We start from the raw sequence: 15,839 nt of genomic DNA on the forward strand, positions 1-15,839 counted from the left end.
CGCGTTTGCCCCTCGCCGCGGCCTGCCGGCCGGACGCTGAATGACGCAGCTATTTTGCGCAGTTCGCGCACACGCCGTGCACTTCCAGCGTCTGCGCCCGCGGCTTGAAGCCGTGTTCCTGGGCCTGGCCGGCCAGCAGTGCGGCGACGCGTTCGTCGCAGATCTCGATGGCGCCGGCGCAGACGTCGCAGATCAGGAACGGCACCTGGTGCGCTTCTTCCGGGTGATGGCAGGAGACATAGGCGTTGATGGATTCCAGCTTGTGGATGAAGCTGTTTTCCAGCAGGAAATCCAGCGCGCGGTAGACCGTGGGCGGGGCCGCGCCGGCGCGTTCGTCCTTGAGCTGGTCGAGCAGATCGTAGGCCTTCACCGGCTTGTCGCTGGCCGCAACCATCTCCAGCACGCGCAGCCGCAGCGGCGTCAGGCGCAGGCCGCGCCGCTCGCAGGCATCGGCCACGGTGCGCACGAAGGCGGCCGCATCGTGCTTGTGCCGGTGCGCGCCGTGCTTGTGTTCCGCATGGTCGTGCTCGTGGGAAGTGTTCATGGCCGCATGATAAGCGATGGGATTCGGGATTCGGGATTGGAGATTCGCAACAGCGGATCCAGGGAGGTCATGAGGGTGCGCACAAGACGGACGTGCGGAATTACCCATCGGCGGCAGCAGGCTGCAACAGCCGCTACAAATCCCGCAGTACTGTTCCCGTACCCATTGCCTGGGCAAATCCCGAATACCCAATCCCGTCGCCAGCGCCTCAGGCGCCCGCGACCGTCATGCGCTCCACCAGGATCGAGCCCGTCAGCACATGCGAGCGCGGGTCCACGTCGCTGCCGATCGCGACGATATTGGCGTACATGTCGCGCAGGTTGGCCGCGATGGTGATTTCCTCCACCGGATAGGCGATAACGCCGTTTTCCACCCAGTAGCCGGCGGCGCCGCGGGAATAGTCGCCGGTGACGGTGTTGACGCCCTGCCCCATCAGGTCGGTGACCAGCAGGCCGGTGCCCATCTTCTTCAGCAAGGCAGGAAAATCATCGTCGCCGCCGCGCACCAGCAGGTTGTGGATGCCGCCGGCGTTGCCGGTGCTTTCCAGGCCGAGCATGCGCGCGGAATAGCTCGACAGCAGGTAGCGCTGCAGCACGCCGCGCTCGACCAGGGCGCTGCGTGTGGTGGCGACACCTTCGGCGTCGAACGAGGCCGAGGCATGGCCGCGGCGCAGATGCGGGTCCTCGATGATGTCGACGAATTCGGGCAGCAGGCGCTGGCCGCAGGCGTCGAGCAGGAAGCTGGCCTTGCGGTACAGCGCACCGCCGCTGACCGCGTTGAGCAGGTGGCCGATCAGGCCGCGGGCGACTTCAGAGGCGAACAGCACCGGACACTGGCGCGTGGTCAAGGTCTGCGCGCCCAGGCGCGACAGCACGCGCTCGGCGGCCTTGCGGCCGATCGCGGCGGCCGGCCCGAAATCGCTGGCTGCACGCACGGAGTCGTACCAGTAGGCACTCTGCATGCCGGCCGCGTCCTCGGCCAGCAGCGACACCGACAGCATGTGGCGGGTGCCGCGCTCACGTCCGACGAAACCGTGCGAATTGGCGTAGACGGCCAGGGCCTGGCCGGCCTGCACCGAAGCGCCTTCGGAGTTGCTGATGCCGGCCACGCTGCGGCCGGCGTCCTCGATCTCCAGGCCCAGGGCGATGGCGTCCTCGACGCTGATGTCCCAGGGATGCCACAGGTCGAATTCGCCGAACTCGCGCGCCATGCGCGCGGCGTCGGCCAGGCCGGAGGCCGGATCGGCCTCGGTATAGCGCGCGATGGCGCAGGCCTGTTCCACCGTCTTGGCGATGGAATCGGCGTTGAGATCGGCAGTGCTGGCCGAGCCCTTGCGCTTGTCGAAATACACGGTGACGCCGAAGGAACGGTCGCGGGTGTGCTCCACCGTCTCCACGTCGCCCAGGCGCACGCTGACATTCAGCCCCACGTCGATGCTGGCGGCCACTTCGGCCTGATCCGCGCCGGCGGCCTTGCAGCGCCGCAGCACATCGGCGGCGACTTCGGCGAGACGGTCCAGCTCGGCCTGGCTGGTGTCCTTGTTGGCGATCTCTGTACTCACAGCCTATCCTTCCGTTCTTTGCCGGCAGCGGGCCCGCTCATGCGCGAACACGACGACGAATTGTTTGATGACGACGCGGACGACGCCCCCAGCCGCAGCCAGCGCCGGCGCGATGCGCTGGCGGTGTTCGAGCTGGCTGAGCGCCTGGTCAGCCTCACCGAGGCCCAGTTGGACCATCTGCCGCTGGACGAAGACCTGCGCGCCGAAGTGGAAAAAACCCGCCGGGTGACCCAGCAGATCGCGCGCAAGCGGCAGATCCAGTACCTGGCCAAGATCCTGCGCCGGCGCGAGGACGAACTGCCGCCGCTGCGGGCCGCACTCGACCACGACCGCCAGGTGTCGCGGCGCGAGACCGCCGAGCTGCACCGGCTGGAAGACTGGCGCGAGCGCCTGATCGACCAGGGCGACGAGGCGCTGGGCGAACTACTCAAGCTGTATCCCGCCGCCGATCGCCAGCACCTGCGCCAGCTGGCGCGCCAGGCCAAGGTGGAACGCCACGAGAACCGCCCGCCGCACGCCTTCCGCGAACTGTTCCGCGAGCTGCGCGAACTGTTCGCGGCGGCGCCGCACAGCGAGGAAGAGGAATAGGCGCGCAGCCGCTTCACGCCGCGGTGCCGCCCACGGTGATGCTGTCGATCTTCAGGCTGGGCTGGCCCACGCCCACGGGCACGCTCTGTCCTTCCTTGCCGCAGACGCCCACGCCTTCGTCCAGGCGCAGGTCGTTGCCGATCATGCTGATGCGGTTCATCACCTCCGGCCCGGAACCGACCAGGGTCGCGCCCTTGACCGGGCGGGTGATCCTGCCGTCCTCGATCAGGTAGGCCTCGCTGGCGGAGAAGGTGAAGCGGCCGTTGGTGATATCGACCTGGCCGCCGCCGAAATTCACCGCGTACAGGCCGCGCTTGACCGAGGCGATGAGTTCGGCCGGATCATGCGCGCCGGGCTGCATGTAGGTATTGGTCATGCGCGGCATGGGCAGATGGGCGAAGGATTCGCGCCGGCCGTTGCCGGTGGGACGCACGCCCATCAGGCGCGCGTTGAGCTTGTCCTGCATGTAGCCGCGCAGGATGCCGTCCTCGATCAGCACGGTGCATTCGCTGGCCACGCCCTCGTCGTCCACATTGAGCGAACCGCGGCGTCCGGCCAAAGTACCATCGTCCACAACCGTGACGCCGGGCGCGGCGACGCGCTGGCCGATGCGGCCGGAGAACGCCGAGGTGCCCTTGCGGTTGAAATCGCCTTCCAGGCCGTGGCCCACGGCCTCGTGCAGCAGCACGCCGGGCCAGCCCGGGCCCAGCACCACCGGCATGGCGCCGGCAGGAGCGTCGACGGCGTCGAGCTTGACCAGGGCCAGGCGCACTGCCTCGCGTGCCCAGCTGCGCGCCTTGTCGTCGGCCAGCAGTTCCACATAGTCGTAGCGGCCGCCGCCGCCGGCGCTGCCGCCTTCGCGCTTGCCGTTCTGTTCGGCGATGACCTGCACATGGAAACGCACCAGCGGCCGCACATCGGCGGCCAGGGTGCCGTCGGCCGCGGCGACCAGCACCGTGTCCAGGCCGGCGGAAATGCTCACGATGACCTGGGTCACGCGCGGATCCTGCGCGCGGGTGTAGGCGTCGATCTCGCGCAGCAGCGCAATCTTGCCGGCGCTGTCCAGGCTGTCGATGGGGTCCACCGGCCGGTACAGGCTGCGCCCGCCGCCCAGGGCCAGCGGCAGGCCCACCCCGGCAGCGCCGGTCTTCGCCACGCTGCGCGCCGCGCCCGCGGCTTCCAGCAGCTGCGGCAGCACGATCTCGTCGGAATAGGCGAAGCCGGTCTTCTCGCCGGCCAGGGCACGCACGCCCACGCCCTGTTCGATGGAATGATTGCCTTCCTTGACGATGCCGTCCTCCAGCACCCAGTGCTCGGAACGCGCATGCTGGAAGTAGAGGTCGGCCGCATCGATGCCCGGCCCCATCAGACGCGTAAACACGCGCTCCAGCTCGTTCACGGACAGTCCGCCCGGGCGCAAAAGGCGTTCGCTCGCTTGCGCGATCATCGAATTCATCAGGTATTCCGCAAAGGACAGTGGCGGGGAGATAAGGGCGGGAACGGTAGGCTACAAGGCAAGTCCAGGCAAGCCGGACAGGCCCGTCAGCGGCGAAAGCGGACGATGCGCACGCAAACCGCATGATCCAGCCCGGCCAGCGCCTGGATCATCAGCTCCAGCGCTGCGGCCTCGGCAAAACCGCCGGAACCCGCACCGATCACCGGAAACGCGAGGGAACGGAAACCACGCTCCGCGGCCAGCGCAAGGGCCGAACGCACGGAATCCTGGATGGAACGCGGCGAAGCGCGCCAGAGCAGGTTGATCCCGGCGACATGGATGATGGCCTTGTGCGGCAGGCGCCCCGCCCCGGTCACGACGGCGCCGCCCAGCGCAAGGGGACCGGCACGGCCGATTTCCCGGAAAGGGCCCAGCCCGGCGCGCCGCTTGATCGCGCCGGAAACGCCCTGCGGCAGCAGCAGCCACCAGGGAATCCAGTTGCGGTTCCAGGCGTTGACGATCACCTCGACCGGCTGGTCGAGCAGGTCGCCATATACGATTTCGGCTTGCATGAGGCGTTCCGCTTGCTGGTGGAAACAGCAAGACCCCGCTCAGCCGCCATCATTCGGCCGCGGCGGTATCGGTTGCGCGTCGCCTGCGGGCGGCCCGTGCAGTTCCGGCTCCGTCTTCGTTTCGGCCGGGCTGCCGCGCGGCGTGCTGCCGCGGCGGCCGCCTTCGCGCGAGACCAGGGTGATCTCGGGTTTGTCCCAGCTGCCGGTGACGTGGTAGCGCGCCGTGGTCACCTGGTTGATGGCCTTGTTGAACAGGGTCTGCACGGCCAGGCCGGCGGCGGCGCCGGCGGGGCCGCCGGCCAGGGCGCCGACGACGGTCAGGGCGCCGCCCACGCGCGGCGTGACCACCATCTGCTGGTCGTAGTCGCGCGCTTTCAGGCCGGTACGGCCGTGGATGCGGATATCGGCGGCGGGGCTGGTGATGAGCAGGTTGCTGGTGGTGGCGTTGCCGCCGGCCAGGGCGAAATCGCCGCTGATCGCGGTGAAGCTCATGCCGGAGCGGAAGAAGTCGCCGAAATCCAGCGCCAGGCGGCGCGGAATCTCGCGCACCGAGAACAGGCCGAACAGGCGGCCCATGCCCGGCTCCACATCGAGGATGCGGCCGGCGCTGATATTGAGCTTGAGCTTGCCTTCCAGCCGCGCCAGGGCGAAAGAGGCCGGCGAGCCGTCCCAGTAGGCATCCAGGTGGGCCAGGGTCTGGCCGCCGTCGAACAGGCCGGAAAAGCCCAGCGCGGTGAGCATGCGGCCGATGTTTTCCGAGGTCAGGTCCATGTCGATATCGGAACGGTGGCGCTTGCCGTCACCGTTCCATTGGCCGCGCACGTGCATGTCCATGTCGGCCGAATGGGTCTCGAACTGCTCTATGCGCATGCCTTCGCCGCTGGGCAGGGATTCCAGCCGGGTTTCGCCCAGATGGGCCGAGCCCAGGCGGAAATCGCCTATCCACAGGTGCAGCGGCGGAATGGTCGAGGGCACTACGCCGTCGAGTGGATCGGGCATGTCGGCGTTCTCCGCGCCGGGCGGGCGCGGTGCGTCGGGCCAGTACAGGTGCTCGAATTGCGCGGTGATGCCGCGCTTGAGCAGATCGCTGGTCGGAATCTGCAAGGTGCCCTGGGCCTGGGCACCGCTGAAGCTGATGCCGACCTGGTCGGGCTGGCGCGCCAGCACCAGGCCCAGGTCTTCCAGCACGCGGCTGCCCAGGCTGGCCTTGGCCACGCGGATGTCGACCGCATTGAGCAGGCCCGGCCCGGCACCCGCGCCCAGGCCGATCGCCGCCCAGCCAGCCAGGTCCAGGCGGCGGCCGTGGCCGCTCACGTCCAGGCCGCTGGCGGGCACGTGTTCGGGCATGGTCTCGCCCAGGGCCAGGTTGCCGGCGAACTCGCGCTGCGCATCCGGCAGGCGCGCGCGCAGGCGCAGCACATCGGCCACTTCCACCGTCAGCGGGCTGCCTTCGGCCGGCAGTTGCAGGGCCAGCGCCACCGGCAGGGCATCGCCGGCGGCCTTGTCCAGCGGCGCGGGCAGGTCCAGCGCAGTGCCGCGCAGTTCCGAGCGCATGGTGAGCCGGGTCGGCTGGCCGTCCTCGCGCGGCACCGCCAGGTCGGCGGTCCATTCGGAACGGCCCGAGGCGCGCTCCCACCAGGGCTTGAGCGCCTGGGCGCCGGCGAATACCAGGTCCAGCGGGAAATTGCCCTGCAGGCGCGCCTCGGCGGCGTTGCGCTTGTCGGCCACGTCCTCGCCGACGGCGAGCCAGAACTGGGCCGGCTGGCCGCCGTGCTCCAGCCTCAGCGGACCGGCGCTGAAACCGCCGTCGTTGAAGCGGATGCTGCCGCTGCTGTGGGCGAAATCGATATCCCATTTCTGCGCGCGGATGCGGGCATCGCGCAGTTCGACCTCGCCGCGCGTGGTGCTGTCGTCGCGGTTGGGCGACAGCGGCAGGTCCAGGCGGAACTTCACCGCCGCACTGCCGCCGATCTCCAGCCCCTTGAGCTGGCTCGCAAAGCGCGTGCCCAGCGGCGAGGCCGTGATGATCGCGACCAGGTCCGGGCCGCTGCCCTCGCCCGCCACATCCAGCGCGAGCACGGCGTCCTTGAAGCTGGGGATGTCGGCCGCGGCGTGGACGATTTTCGCGCCCAGCACCGTGCCCGTGCTGACTTCGGCCTTCATGCTGGAATTGAGGAACTCGGCGGCCACGGCGACGTTCTCGGCGCGGGTCCAGCGCGGGTTGTAATCGAGGGTGAGGCCTTCGATCTCGGCGCGGGCCTTGAACTGCCCGGCGTAATTGCGGATGGGCCAGTCATCCAGATCGCAGTGGATCGCGGCGCGCCCGCCGACGATGGTGCCGGCGACCAGGGCGCGGTCCAGCCACTCCATCGCGCGCGGCGCCATGTCGCCGATGGGCCAGAACTGCTTGGCCGCGGGCACGTCGCTGGGCAGCACGACGGCGTAGAGATCCAGCACCGGCTTGCCGGCGTCGGGCAGCAGTTCCACGCCGCCGCGCAGCTGCACCGCGTAGCCCGGGCCGTCCACGTCCAGCGCGTCGGTCTCCACGCGCCAGCCGCTCTCCAGCGGAAACGCGGCGATGCGCCCGGCCAGGCGCTGCAGCGGCAGCGGCTGGCGAAATTTGCGCAGGTAATTCAACGTCGTCGTCTGCGGCGGCAGTTCCAGCACCAGGGCGCCGGCGTCGGCGCTGAGACTGCCGCTGAGGCGGGTCAGGCCCGGTACCTTGTCCACGGCGAGGAAGCTCAGCCCGGCCAGCTCCGCGTCGAGGTCGAAATCCTCCTTCGCCGCATAGCGCAGATGGATGTTGCGCAGCTGCCCCTGCAGGCCGGCCCGGGCCGGCCAGCTGCCGCGCTGCTCGGGCAGCAGCGGCAGCAGCGCAGCGACGGTGGAAAGATCCACTTGTTCAGCCTGCAGCCGGTAGCCGGCGTCGTCGCGGCGCAACTGCAGCGCGGTGGGCACGGCATTGGAGCCGGCCTGGGCGGCGCGCAGCCCGGCCAGGTCCAGGTTCCAGCCGGCGCCGTCGCGCTGCCAGCGCGCCACGCCGGCAAGCTGGGCCAGGCCGGCGCCGGGCGCCGGCGGCTCGCCGGCCGCGAGCGGTGTGATCTCGATGCCGGCCAGGTCGAAGGACGCATGCGCCGAGCTGGCCTGGCCGTTGTCCAGGCGCGCCCACAGCTGCAGCCGGCCCTTGCCCGCGCGCAGCTGCTGGCCGCGCCAGGCCAGGCCCTGGCTCAGGCCGGCCAGATCCAGCGCCTCGCCGCCGAGATAGACCTGGCCGGAACGGCGGGCGCTGTTGAAATCCGCCATCAGCAGCAGCCGCCCTGCATCGGCCGCATCGCGGCGCAGCAGCGCGCGCAGACTGTGGTCGTCGCCATCGTTGAGCAGGCGCAGTTCGCCGATCTGCACGGCAATGTCGACGGCATTGGCCGCGTCGATCACGCGCAGGCGGCTGTCGCGCAGCACCAGCGCGCCCAGCAGCAGCAAAGGATTGTCGCCGCTGCCGCCGCCATCGCCGCCGACCAGGCCGGACACTTGCCAGCTGCCGTTCTCCTGGTGCTGCAAGGTCAGGTCCAGGCCGCGGATGCGGAACTCGCTCCAGCGCCGGTGGCTGCCCAGCCAGGCGCCCAGATCCAGGCCCAGCTCGGCCTGCGGGATCACCAGCGGCGGCGCAGCCGGATCGGCCGCGGCCACGTGCACGCCTTCCAGCCGCAGCAGCGGGCCGCCGTCGCCCCAGTAGCCTTCGACCTGGTCCACGCTGACCGGCCGCTGCAACTGTTCCGACAGGAACGCCGCCACGCGCTGCGGATACAGCCCCACCTGCGGCAGCAGCAGGCGCAGCAGGCCGACCAGCACCGCCGCCAGGATGATCAGGCAGGCGCAGCCGACGGTCAGCGCAATGCGCAGGCGGCGCAGCCGGCGGCGCCACGGTGTCACGCGCAGCGTCCTGCGGTCAGGAACAATGCCGCCTTGTGGCCAATGCGGCAGCGCCGCTCAGAGCAGGACCACATCGAACTGCTCCTGCGAATAATGTTCCTCGGGCTGGAAGCGGATAGTCTTGCGGATGAATTCCTCCAGCTCCGCCACCGCGGCGGACTCCTCTTCCAGGATGCGGCTGACCACTTTCGGCGCGGCCAGCACCAGCAGCTTCTCCGCGTCGAACTGGCGCACGGCGCGGGTGATCTCGCGGAAGATCTCGTAGGTGACGGTCTCGGCGGTCTTCAGGCTGCCGCGGCCGCCGCATTCGGGACAGGGCTCGCACAGCTGGCGCTCCAGGCTCTCCATGGTGCGCTTGCGCGTCATCTCGACCAGGCCCAGCGGCGACATGTCGTAGACCGTGGTCTTGGCATGGTCGCGCAGCAGCGCCTTTTCCAGCGTACGCAGCACCTGGCGCTTGTGCTCGTCGTCGGTCATGTCGATGAAGTCGATGATGATGATGCCGCCGAGATTGCGCAGGCGCAGCTGCCGCGCCGCAGCCTGGGCCGCTTCCAGGTTGGTGCGGTAGACGGTTTCTTCGAGGTTCCTGTGACCGAGGAAGGCGCCGGTGTTGACGTCGACCGTAGTCATGGCCTCGGTCTGGTCGACGATGAGGTAGCCGCCGGATTTCAGCGGCACTTCCTTGCGCAGGGCGCGCTGGATTTCGTCTTCCACGCCGTACAGGTCGAAGATGGGACGCTCGCCCGGGTAGTGCTCGATGCGCTCGACCATGTCGGGCATGAACTGCTGAGCGAAGCTGTGGATCTTGTCGAAGGTCTCGCGCGAATCCACACGCACCTTCTCGATATCGCGCCGCATCAGGTCGCGCAGCGCGCGCAGCGACAGCGGCAGATCCTCGTAGATGCGCGTGCCGACGCGGGCCTGGCTGATGCCTTCCTGCACCGCCTGCCACAGGCGGCCCAGGTAATCCACGTCCTCGGCCAGGGCTTCGTGGGTCTGGCCTTCGGCATTGGTGCGCACGATGAAGCCCAGGCTGCCGTCGCGGCCGAGCTGCTGCAGGATTTCCTTGAGGCGTCCGCGCTCGGCCTCGTCCTCGATGCGCACCGACACGCCGACCATGCGCGAATACGGCAGCAGCACCAGGTAGCGCGAGGGAATCGACAGGTGCGTGGTCAGGCGCGCGCCCTTGCTGCCGATCGGATCCTTGACCACCTGCACCACGAGTTCATGCCCTTCGCGCACCAGATCGAGGATGGGCGGCGTGGGGCCGGGCGAGGCGCTGCTCTCGGCGGCGTCGCCGACCAGCGAAGGCGCGGCGCGCACGATGTCGGAAGCATGCAGGAAGGCGGCGCGGTCCAGGCCGATCTCGACGAAGGCGGCCTGCATGCCGGGCATGACCCGGCTCACCTTGCCCTTGTAGATATTTCCGACGTAGCCGCGCTTTTGTGCGCGCTCGATATGCACTTCCTGCAGCATGCCGTTTTCGACGACGGCGACGCGGGTTTCGCGCGGAGTGACGTTGATCAGGATTTCTTCGCTCACCGGACTACCTTGTCAGCGGGCGGCTGAACCGCGCCACAGTACCTGGGGTACGGGGTTATAGCCGCGCCCATGTGAACTTGTCGATGCAGCCGCGGCTTGCCGCACGCAGCCGCGGTGCTCAGGCCAGCAGGCCGAAATGGCGCAGCAGCTGCGCCGTCTCGAACAGCGGCAGGCCCATCACGCCGGTGTAACTGCCGTTGAGATGGCGGATATGTGCCGCGGCCAGGCCCTGGATGGCGTACGCGCCGGCGCGGCCGTAGGGCTCGCCGCTGGCGACATAGCGGGCGATGGCGGCCTCGTCCATCGGCGCGAAATGCACGTCGGAATCGCTTTGCGCCTGCTCTTCGCGGCCGGCGCTGACCAGCCATACACGCGAGATCACCGTATGGCTGCGGCCCTGCAGGCGCTGCAGCATGGCTGCCGCCGCCGCCGCGTCGGCCGGCTTGCCGAACACGTCGCCGTCCAGCACCACTTCGGTATCCGCGCCCAGCACCACGGCGCCGGGCACGCCGGCCACCTGCAGCAGGCCGGCACCGGCCTTTTCCCGCGCCACCCGGCTGACGTAATCGGCGGCGGGCTCGCCGGGCTCGCGCTGCTCCGGCACATCCACATCGAGCACGGCGAAGTTCAGCCCCAGCTGTTCCAGCAGCTGGCGCCGGCGTGGCGATTGCGAAGCGAGATACAGCATGGGATCGGATCCGTCAGGCGCGGTGATAGGGATGATTGCCGAGCAGGCTGACCGCGCGGTAGAGCTGCTCGGCCAGGATCAGGCGAACCAGCATGTGCGGCAAGGTCAGCGCGCCCAGCGAGAAACGCTGGTCTGCCCGCGCCAGCGCAGCGCCGGCCAGGCCGTCCGGGCCGCCGATCAGGAATACCAGGTCGCGCCCGGCCATGCGCCAGTTGGCCAGCTGGGCGGCGAGATCTTCGCTGGACCAGGTCCTGCCGCGGCCGTCCAGGGCGACGACGTGGCTGCCGCGCGGGATGGCTGCAAGCATGGCCGCGCCTTCGTCTTCCAGCGCACGGGCCAGGTCGCGGCCCTTGCCGCGGTCGCCCAGGCGCAGTTCGACCAGCTCCAGCGGCAGCTCGCGCGAGAGCCGCTTGCTGTATTCGGCGAAGCCTTCGCTGACCCAGGCCGGCATGCGCTCGCCGACCGAGATCAGGCGCGCGCGCATGGGACCTGCCGTGGCTGCAGCGGTACGTAGATCAGGCGTAGGCCGCTTCGGCGGACTCGTCGCCGCCCACCGACCACAGCCGCTCCAGGCCGTAGAACTCGCGCACGCGCGGCAGCATCACGTGGATGATGATGTCGCCGAGGTCGACCAGTACCCATTCGCCCTCGCGCTGGCCTTCCACGCCCAGCGGGATCATGCCGGCCTTCTTGGAGTATTTGATGACTTCGTCGGCGATGGAGCGCACATGCCGGCTGGAGGTGCCGCCGGCGACGACGATGTAGTCGGCGATGGACGTCTTGCCGCGCACGTCCAGCTCGACGATGTCCTTGGCCTTGAGTTCTTCCAGCGCACGGCGCACTTCCAGGCGCAGGCGCTCGACGATGTCCGTGGGCAGGGCCGGCTTGGCCGACTTGCGCGCCTTGGGCTGGGCAGGTGCCGCGGACTTGGCGGCGGGCGCAGCCTTCCTTGCGGCGGGCTTGCCCGCGGGCGCAGCCTTGGCGGCCGGCTTGCGCGCCGGCACGGCCTTGGCATCGGTCTTCTTCGCGGCGGCTTTCTTCACAGCCGGCGCTTTCTTGGCGACGGCGGCTTTCTTGGCGGCCGGGCGCGCGGCGGAACGGGTCTTGGGCTCGGTGGCGGTCGGGGACTTCGTCGATTTGGTGGCCAAGCGTGCATTACCTCGATGGCGGATTGGGGCGGAGTATAGGCCGTGGCCCGCCCGCCCGCAGCCACCGGCCTGCGGCGGCCTAGTCGCCGGCGCCGCTGCCGCCGCGGTACCAGCCGCGGCGCTGGATTTCGCCGAGCACGGCATCGGGCACGAGATAGCGCGGCGAAAGGCCGGCGGCGAGCTGACCGCGCACGGCGGTGGCGGAAATTTCCAGCGCCGTCACGTCCAGGAACAGTACGCGGCCGGCGCCGTGGCCGCGCCAGTCGCCGTCCAGGCCGGCGCGGCGCGCGGCGACCTGGGCCTGCAGCTCCGCAGGAAACGCCGGCGCGGGACCGGGCCGGTCCATCACCGCGATATGTGCCAGCTCGAACAGCTGCAGCCAGCGGTTCCAGCTGGCCAGGGCGGCAAAGGCGTCCATGCCCAGCAGGAGTACCAGCGGCCGCTGTGGGCCGATCTCCGCGCGCAGTTCGTACAGCGTATCCACCGTGTACGAAGGGCCGGCACGCTGCAGTTCGCGCGTGTCCAGGCGCAGCCGCTCCTGGCCGGCCAGGGCCAGGCGCAGCAGTTCCACGCGGCCGGCCGCGTCCACCGCCGGCTGCGGCCGGTGCGGCGGCACATTGGCCGGCAGCAGGTGTACTTCGGCATCGAGCTGCTCGGCCGCTTCCCAGGCCGCACGCAGGTGGCCGAAGTGCACCGGATCGAAGGTGCCGCCGAGCAGGGCCAGCGGCCGCGGCGTATTCAAGTGATCGCGGCCAGCAGGTGCGAGCTGCGCGGCAGCGCCATGGCCGCGAGCAGGCGTTCCAGCTCCACCCAGGCGTCGCCGGCGCCGCGGCCCTTGCTGATGCGGTCGATCTGCGCGGCCTGGGCCAGGCATTGTTCCCAATGGGAAAGATTGCCGCGCTGCAGCGCCTTGCGGTAAACCGCCTCGCGCGCCGGATAGATGCGCTCCGCGCGGAAGGCCTGGGCCGGATTCGGCGCCGCGGCCAGGCGCACCATGATCTGCAATTGATAGAGCAGCAGGCCCATCAGCCCAGGCACCTGTTCGCCCTCGGCACGCAGGCCGGCGGCGATGCGCAGCGCCCGCGCCGCGTCGCCGCCGAGCGCGGCGTCGGTGAGCTTGAAGGCATCGTAGCGCGCGCTGTCGGCGACCAGGTCTTCCAGCGTGGCCGCGTCGAGCAGGCGATCCCCGGCCAGCAGGGCCAGCTTGTCCACTTCCTGCGCGGCGGCGAGCAGGTTGCCTTCCACCCGCTCGGCCAGCAGGTCGATCGCGTCGCGCCCGGCCTTGATGCCGCGGCTGGCCATGCGCTGGCCTATCCAGGCCGGCAAATCCTCGGGCCGCAGCGGCGGCAGCGGCACGAACACGCCCACGCTTTCGACCGTATCGACCCAGGCCGCATGGTGCTGCTTGCTCCATTGGGTGGAGGTGATCAGCAGCACCGTATCCGGCGGCGGACGCCCGCAGTATTCGATGATGGCCGCGGCGCCGTCCTTGTTCGGCTTGCCGGTGGGCACGCGCAGGTCGATCAGCTTGCGCGAGGCGAACAGCGACATGCCGCTGGCGGCGCGGGCCAGGTCGTCCCAGTCGAAGCCGGATTCCGCATCCAGCACTTCGCGCTCCAGATAGCCCAGCTCGCGCGCCCGCGCGCGCAGCGCGTCGGCCGCCTCGATCAGCAGCAGATGTTCCTCTCCGGCGAGGAAATACACCGGCTTGAGCACATCGCCGGCCAGATGCTGGCGCAGCTGTGCGAGGCTGAGGCTCATGCGCGCGCTCAGCCGGCCGCGCGGCCCAGCGCCTCCAGCCGGCGCAGGATGGCCTGCACCATGTCGCGCTGCAGCTGCTTGCGCAGCTCGTCTTCCTGCGCGGCCACGCCAAGGGCCTGGGTTTCGTCGAAGGTGTAGTCGCGGCTCAGCTCTATCACCTGGCGCGGCAGTATCACGGTGCCGGCGGCATCGACCGCTTCCAGTTCCACCCGGTAGCGCATGGTGTATTCGCGCACCCGCGCCGTCGCGCCCACCGACAGCGCCTCGCTGCCCAAGGTGCTGACCGGGATGCGCAGCGTGGCCACGTCGCTGCCAGCCTGTTCCTGCACGCTGGCGCCGGCGCGCTGCAGCGCGCCGGGCAGGTCGCGGTACAGCAGGCTGCCGGGATCGGCGATCTCCAGCCGCACGCGCTTGAGCGCATCAGGCACTTCGGCCTGTTCGCGCAGATGGAAGCCGCAGCCCGCCAGCAGCAGGCAGCCGCTCAGCAATACGGTACGCACGAGTTTGCGCATGTCAGCCCGCCACGATGTTGACGATCTTGCCCGGCACCACGATGACTTTCTTCACCGTCTGCCCTTCGAGGAAGCGCGCCACGACCGGATCGGCCAGGGCCAGGCGCTCGCACTCGTCCTTGGCCGCGTTGACCGCGACCTCGATCTGGCCGCGCAGGCGGCCGTTGACCTGTACCGCCAGCACCAGCGCGTCCTTCTCCAGTGCCTTGGCATCGGCCACCGGCCAGCGCTGGTCCTCGATCAGGCTTTCCGCGTGGCCCAGGGCCTGCCACAGGGCGTGGCTGAAATGCGGCGTGATCGGGTTCAGAAGCAGGGTGACGGCCTCCCAAGCTTCCTGGCGCACCGCGCGCGCGGCGGAGGAGTCGTCGTCGAACTTGGCCAGCACGTTGAGCAGCTCCATCACCGCGGCGATGGCGGTGTTGAAGGCGTGGCGGCGGCCGATGTCGTCGGACACCTTGGCGATGGTTTCGTGCAGCTTGCGCCGCACGGCTTTCTGTTCCGCATCCAGCGCGATCTCGCCGCGCGCCAGGGCTGCCGCGGCGGCCTGGGATTCGGCCACCGGCGCCGCGCTCACATGGCGATGCACCTGGTTCCACACGCGGCGCAGGAAGCGCGCCATGCCTTCCACGCCGGCCTCGTTCCATTCCAGCGACATGTCCGGCGGCGAGGCAAACATGGAGAACAGGCGCACCGTGTCGGCGCCGTAGCTTGCCACCATGGTCTGCGGATCGACGCCGTTGTTCTTGGACTTGGACATCTTCTCGATGCCGCCGATCTGCACCGGCAGGCCGTCGCCCGCCAATGCGCCGATGATGCGCGCGCGCTCGTCGCGCTGAATGCTCACGTCGGCCGGGTTGAACCAGGTCTTGCCGCCGTTCTCCTCGTCGCGGAAGAAGGTCTCGGCCACGACCATACCCTGGCACAGCAGGTTGGTCGCCGGTTCGTCCGAAGCCACCAGGCCGGCGTCGCGCAGCAGCTTGTGGTAGAAGCGGAAATACAACAAGTGGAGGATGGCATGTTCTATACCGCCGATGTACTGGTCCACCGGCAGCCAGTAGTTGGCGCGCTCGTCGACCTGGCCGGCGGCACCGGGCGAGGTATAGCGTGCGTAGTACCAGCTGGACTCCATGAAGGTGTCGAAAGTGTCGGTCTCGCGCTCGGCCGGGCCACCGCACTGCGGGCAGGTGCACTTGCGCCATTCCGGATCGGCCTTGATCGGCGAGACCACGCCGCTGAAGGCCACGTCTTCGGGCAGCACCACCGGCAGCTGCTCGTCGGGCACCGGCACGGCGTCGCAGTTGGGGCAGTAGATGATGGGGATGGGACAGCCCCAGTAGCGCTGGCGGCTCACGCCCCAGTCGCGCAGGCGGTAGTTGACCTTGCGCGCGTCGGCACCGAAGCGTTCGGCCAGGGCGGCGAAGGCCTGGTCGTAGTCCATGCCGTCGTATTCGCCGGAATTCACCAGGTAGCCGCGCTCGGTATAGGCGCCTTCGGACAGCACGCGCTGCTGGAATTCCTCGATCAGCTGCACCGCGGCGGAAGGCTCGTATACGTCGCG

Annotated in this window: 13 protein-coding genes and 1 pseudogene; 1 reads left to right on the forward strand and 13 read right to left on the reverse strand. The window is 69.6% G+C overall.

Features of this window, described 5'->3' with window-relative positions; genetic code table 11:
* Positions 1-49: 49 nt before the first annotated feature.
* Both NM961_RS11250 and pmbA read right to left on the reverse strand, forming a co-directional pair.
* Complete coding sequence (locus NM961_RS11250; RefSeq protein WP_255914427.1) at positions 50-544, reverse strand: transcriptional repressor; 495 nt, start codon at positions 542-544, stop codon at positions 50-52.
* A gap of 208 nt (positions 545-752) precedes the next feature.
* Entirely contained in the window at positions 753-2,105 is a 1,353-nt protein-coding gene (gene pmbA / locus NM961_RS11255) for a metalloprotease PmbA (protein WP_255914428.1), read from the reverse strand.
* A 39-nt stretch (positions 2,106-2,144) separates the two neighbouring features.
* On the opposite strand from pmbA, the gene yjgA reads away from it, so the two are divergent.
* The gene (gene yjgA / locus NM961_RS11260) at positions 2,145-2,693 is read left to right on the forward strand and encodes a ribosome biogenesis factor YjgA (protein WP_255914429.1); all 549 of its coding nucleotides are present in this window, start codon (positions 2,145-2,147) and stop codon (positions 2,691-2,693) included.
* Between the two features lie 13 nt (positions 2,694-2,706).
* Here the strand turns inward: yjgA and tldD are convergent, their stop codons facing one another.
* From tldD to NM961_RS24165, 11 genes and pseudogenes are all read right to left on the reverse strand, one after another.
* Entirely contained in the window at positions 2,707-4,149 is a 1,443-nt protein-coding gene (gene tldD, locus NM961_RS11265; protein ID WP_255914430.1) for a metalloprotease TldD, read from the reverse strand.
* Positions 4,150-4,235: 86 nt separating this feature from the next.
* The gene (locus NM961_RS11270; protein ID WP_255914432.1) at positions 4,236-4,700 is read right to left on the reverse strand and encodes a macro domain-containing protein; all 465 of its coding nucleotides are present in this window, start codon (positions 4,698-4,700) and stop codon (positions 4,236-4,238) included.
* Positions 4,701-4,739: 39 nt separating this feature from the next.
* Complete coding sequence (locus NM961_RS11275) at positions 4,740-8,630, reverse strand: YhdP family protein (RefSeq protein WP_255914433.1); 3,891 nt, start codon at positions 8,628-8,630, stop codon at positions 4,740-4,742.
* A gap of 57 nt (positions 8,631-8,687) precedes the next feature.
* Positions 8,688-10,172 (reverse strand): ribonuclease G, encoded by a 1,485-nt coding sequence (gene rng, locus NM961_RS11280; protein WP_255914435.1) that lies wholly within the window; start codon positions 10,170-10,172, stop codon positions 8,688-8,690.
* A gap of 118 nt (positions 10,173-10,290) precedes the next feature.
* Positions 10,291-10,860, reverse strand: coding sequence for a Maf family protein (locus tag NM961_RS11285; RefSeq protein ID WP_255914436.1), 570 nt, complete (start codon positions 10,858-10,860; stop codon positions 10,291-10,293).
* A 13-nt stretch (positions 10,861-10,873) separates the two neighbouring features.
* Positions 10,874-11,344 carry a 23S rRNA (pseudouridine(1915)-N(3))-methyltransferase RlmH gene (gene rlmH, locus NM961_RS11290; protein ID WP_255914438.1) on the reverse strand — a complete coding sequence of 157 codons (471 nt, stop codon included), beginning with the start codon at positions 11,342-11,344 and terminating at the stop codon, positions 10,874-10,876.
* Between the two features lie 31 nt (positions 11,345-11,375).
* A complete protein-coding gene (gene rsfS / locus NM961_RS11295; protein ID WP_255914622.1) occupies positions 11,376-11,738 on the reverse strand; it encodes a ribosome silencing factor in 363 nt (120 codons plus the stop codon).
* Between the two features lie 349 nt (positions 11,739-12,087).
* Positions 12,088-12,750, reverse strand: coding sequence for a nicotinate-nucleotide adenylyltransferase (gene nadD, locus NM961_RS11300; RefSeq protein ID WP_255914439.1), 663 nt, complete (start codon positions 12,748-12,750; stop codon positions 12,088-12,090).
* Positions 12,747-13,769: a DNA polymerase III subunit delta gene (gene holA, locus NM961_RS11305; RefSeq protein WP_255914440.1), complete on the reverse strand. Its 1,023-nt coding sequence runs from the start codon at positions 13,767-13,769 to the stop codon at positions 12,747-12,749. The genes nadD and holA overlap by 4 nt, the downstream gene beginning before the upstream one ends.
* An 8-nt stretch (positions 13,770-13,777) precedes the next feature.
* The gene (locus NM961_RS11310; protein ID WP_255914441.1) at positions 13,778-14,281 is read right to left on the reverse strand and encodes an LPS-assembly lipoprotein LptE; all 504 of its coding nucleotides are present in this window, start codon (positions 14,279-14,281) and stop codon (positions 13,778-13,780) included.
* Position 14,282: 1 nt separating this feature from the next.
* Positions 14,283-15,746, reverse strand: a pseudogene (locus tag NM961_RS24165) (class I tRNA ligase family protein); the annotation flags it as partial.
* Between the last annotated feature and the right edge of the window lie 93 nt (positions 15,747-15,839).

Origin of the sequence: Tahibacter harae (genome assembly GCF_024437735.1) — a bacterium.
GTDB classification, from domain to species: domain Bacteria; phylum Pseudomonadota; class Gammaproteobacteria; order Xanthomonadales; family Rhodanobacteraceae; genus Tahibacter; species Tahibacter harae.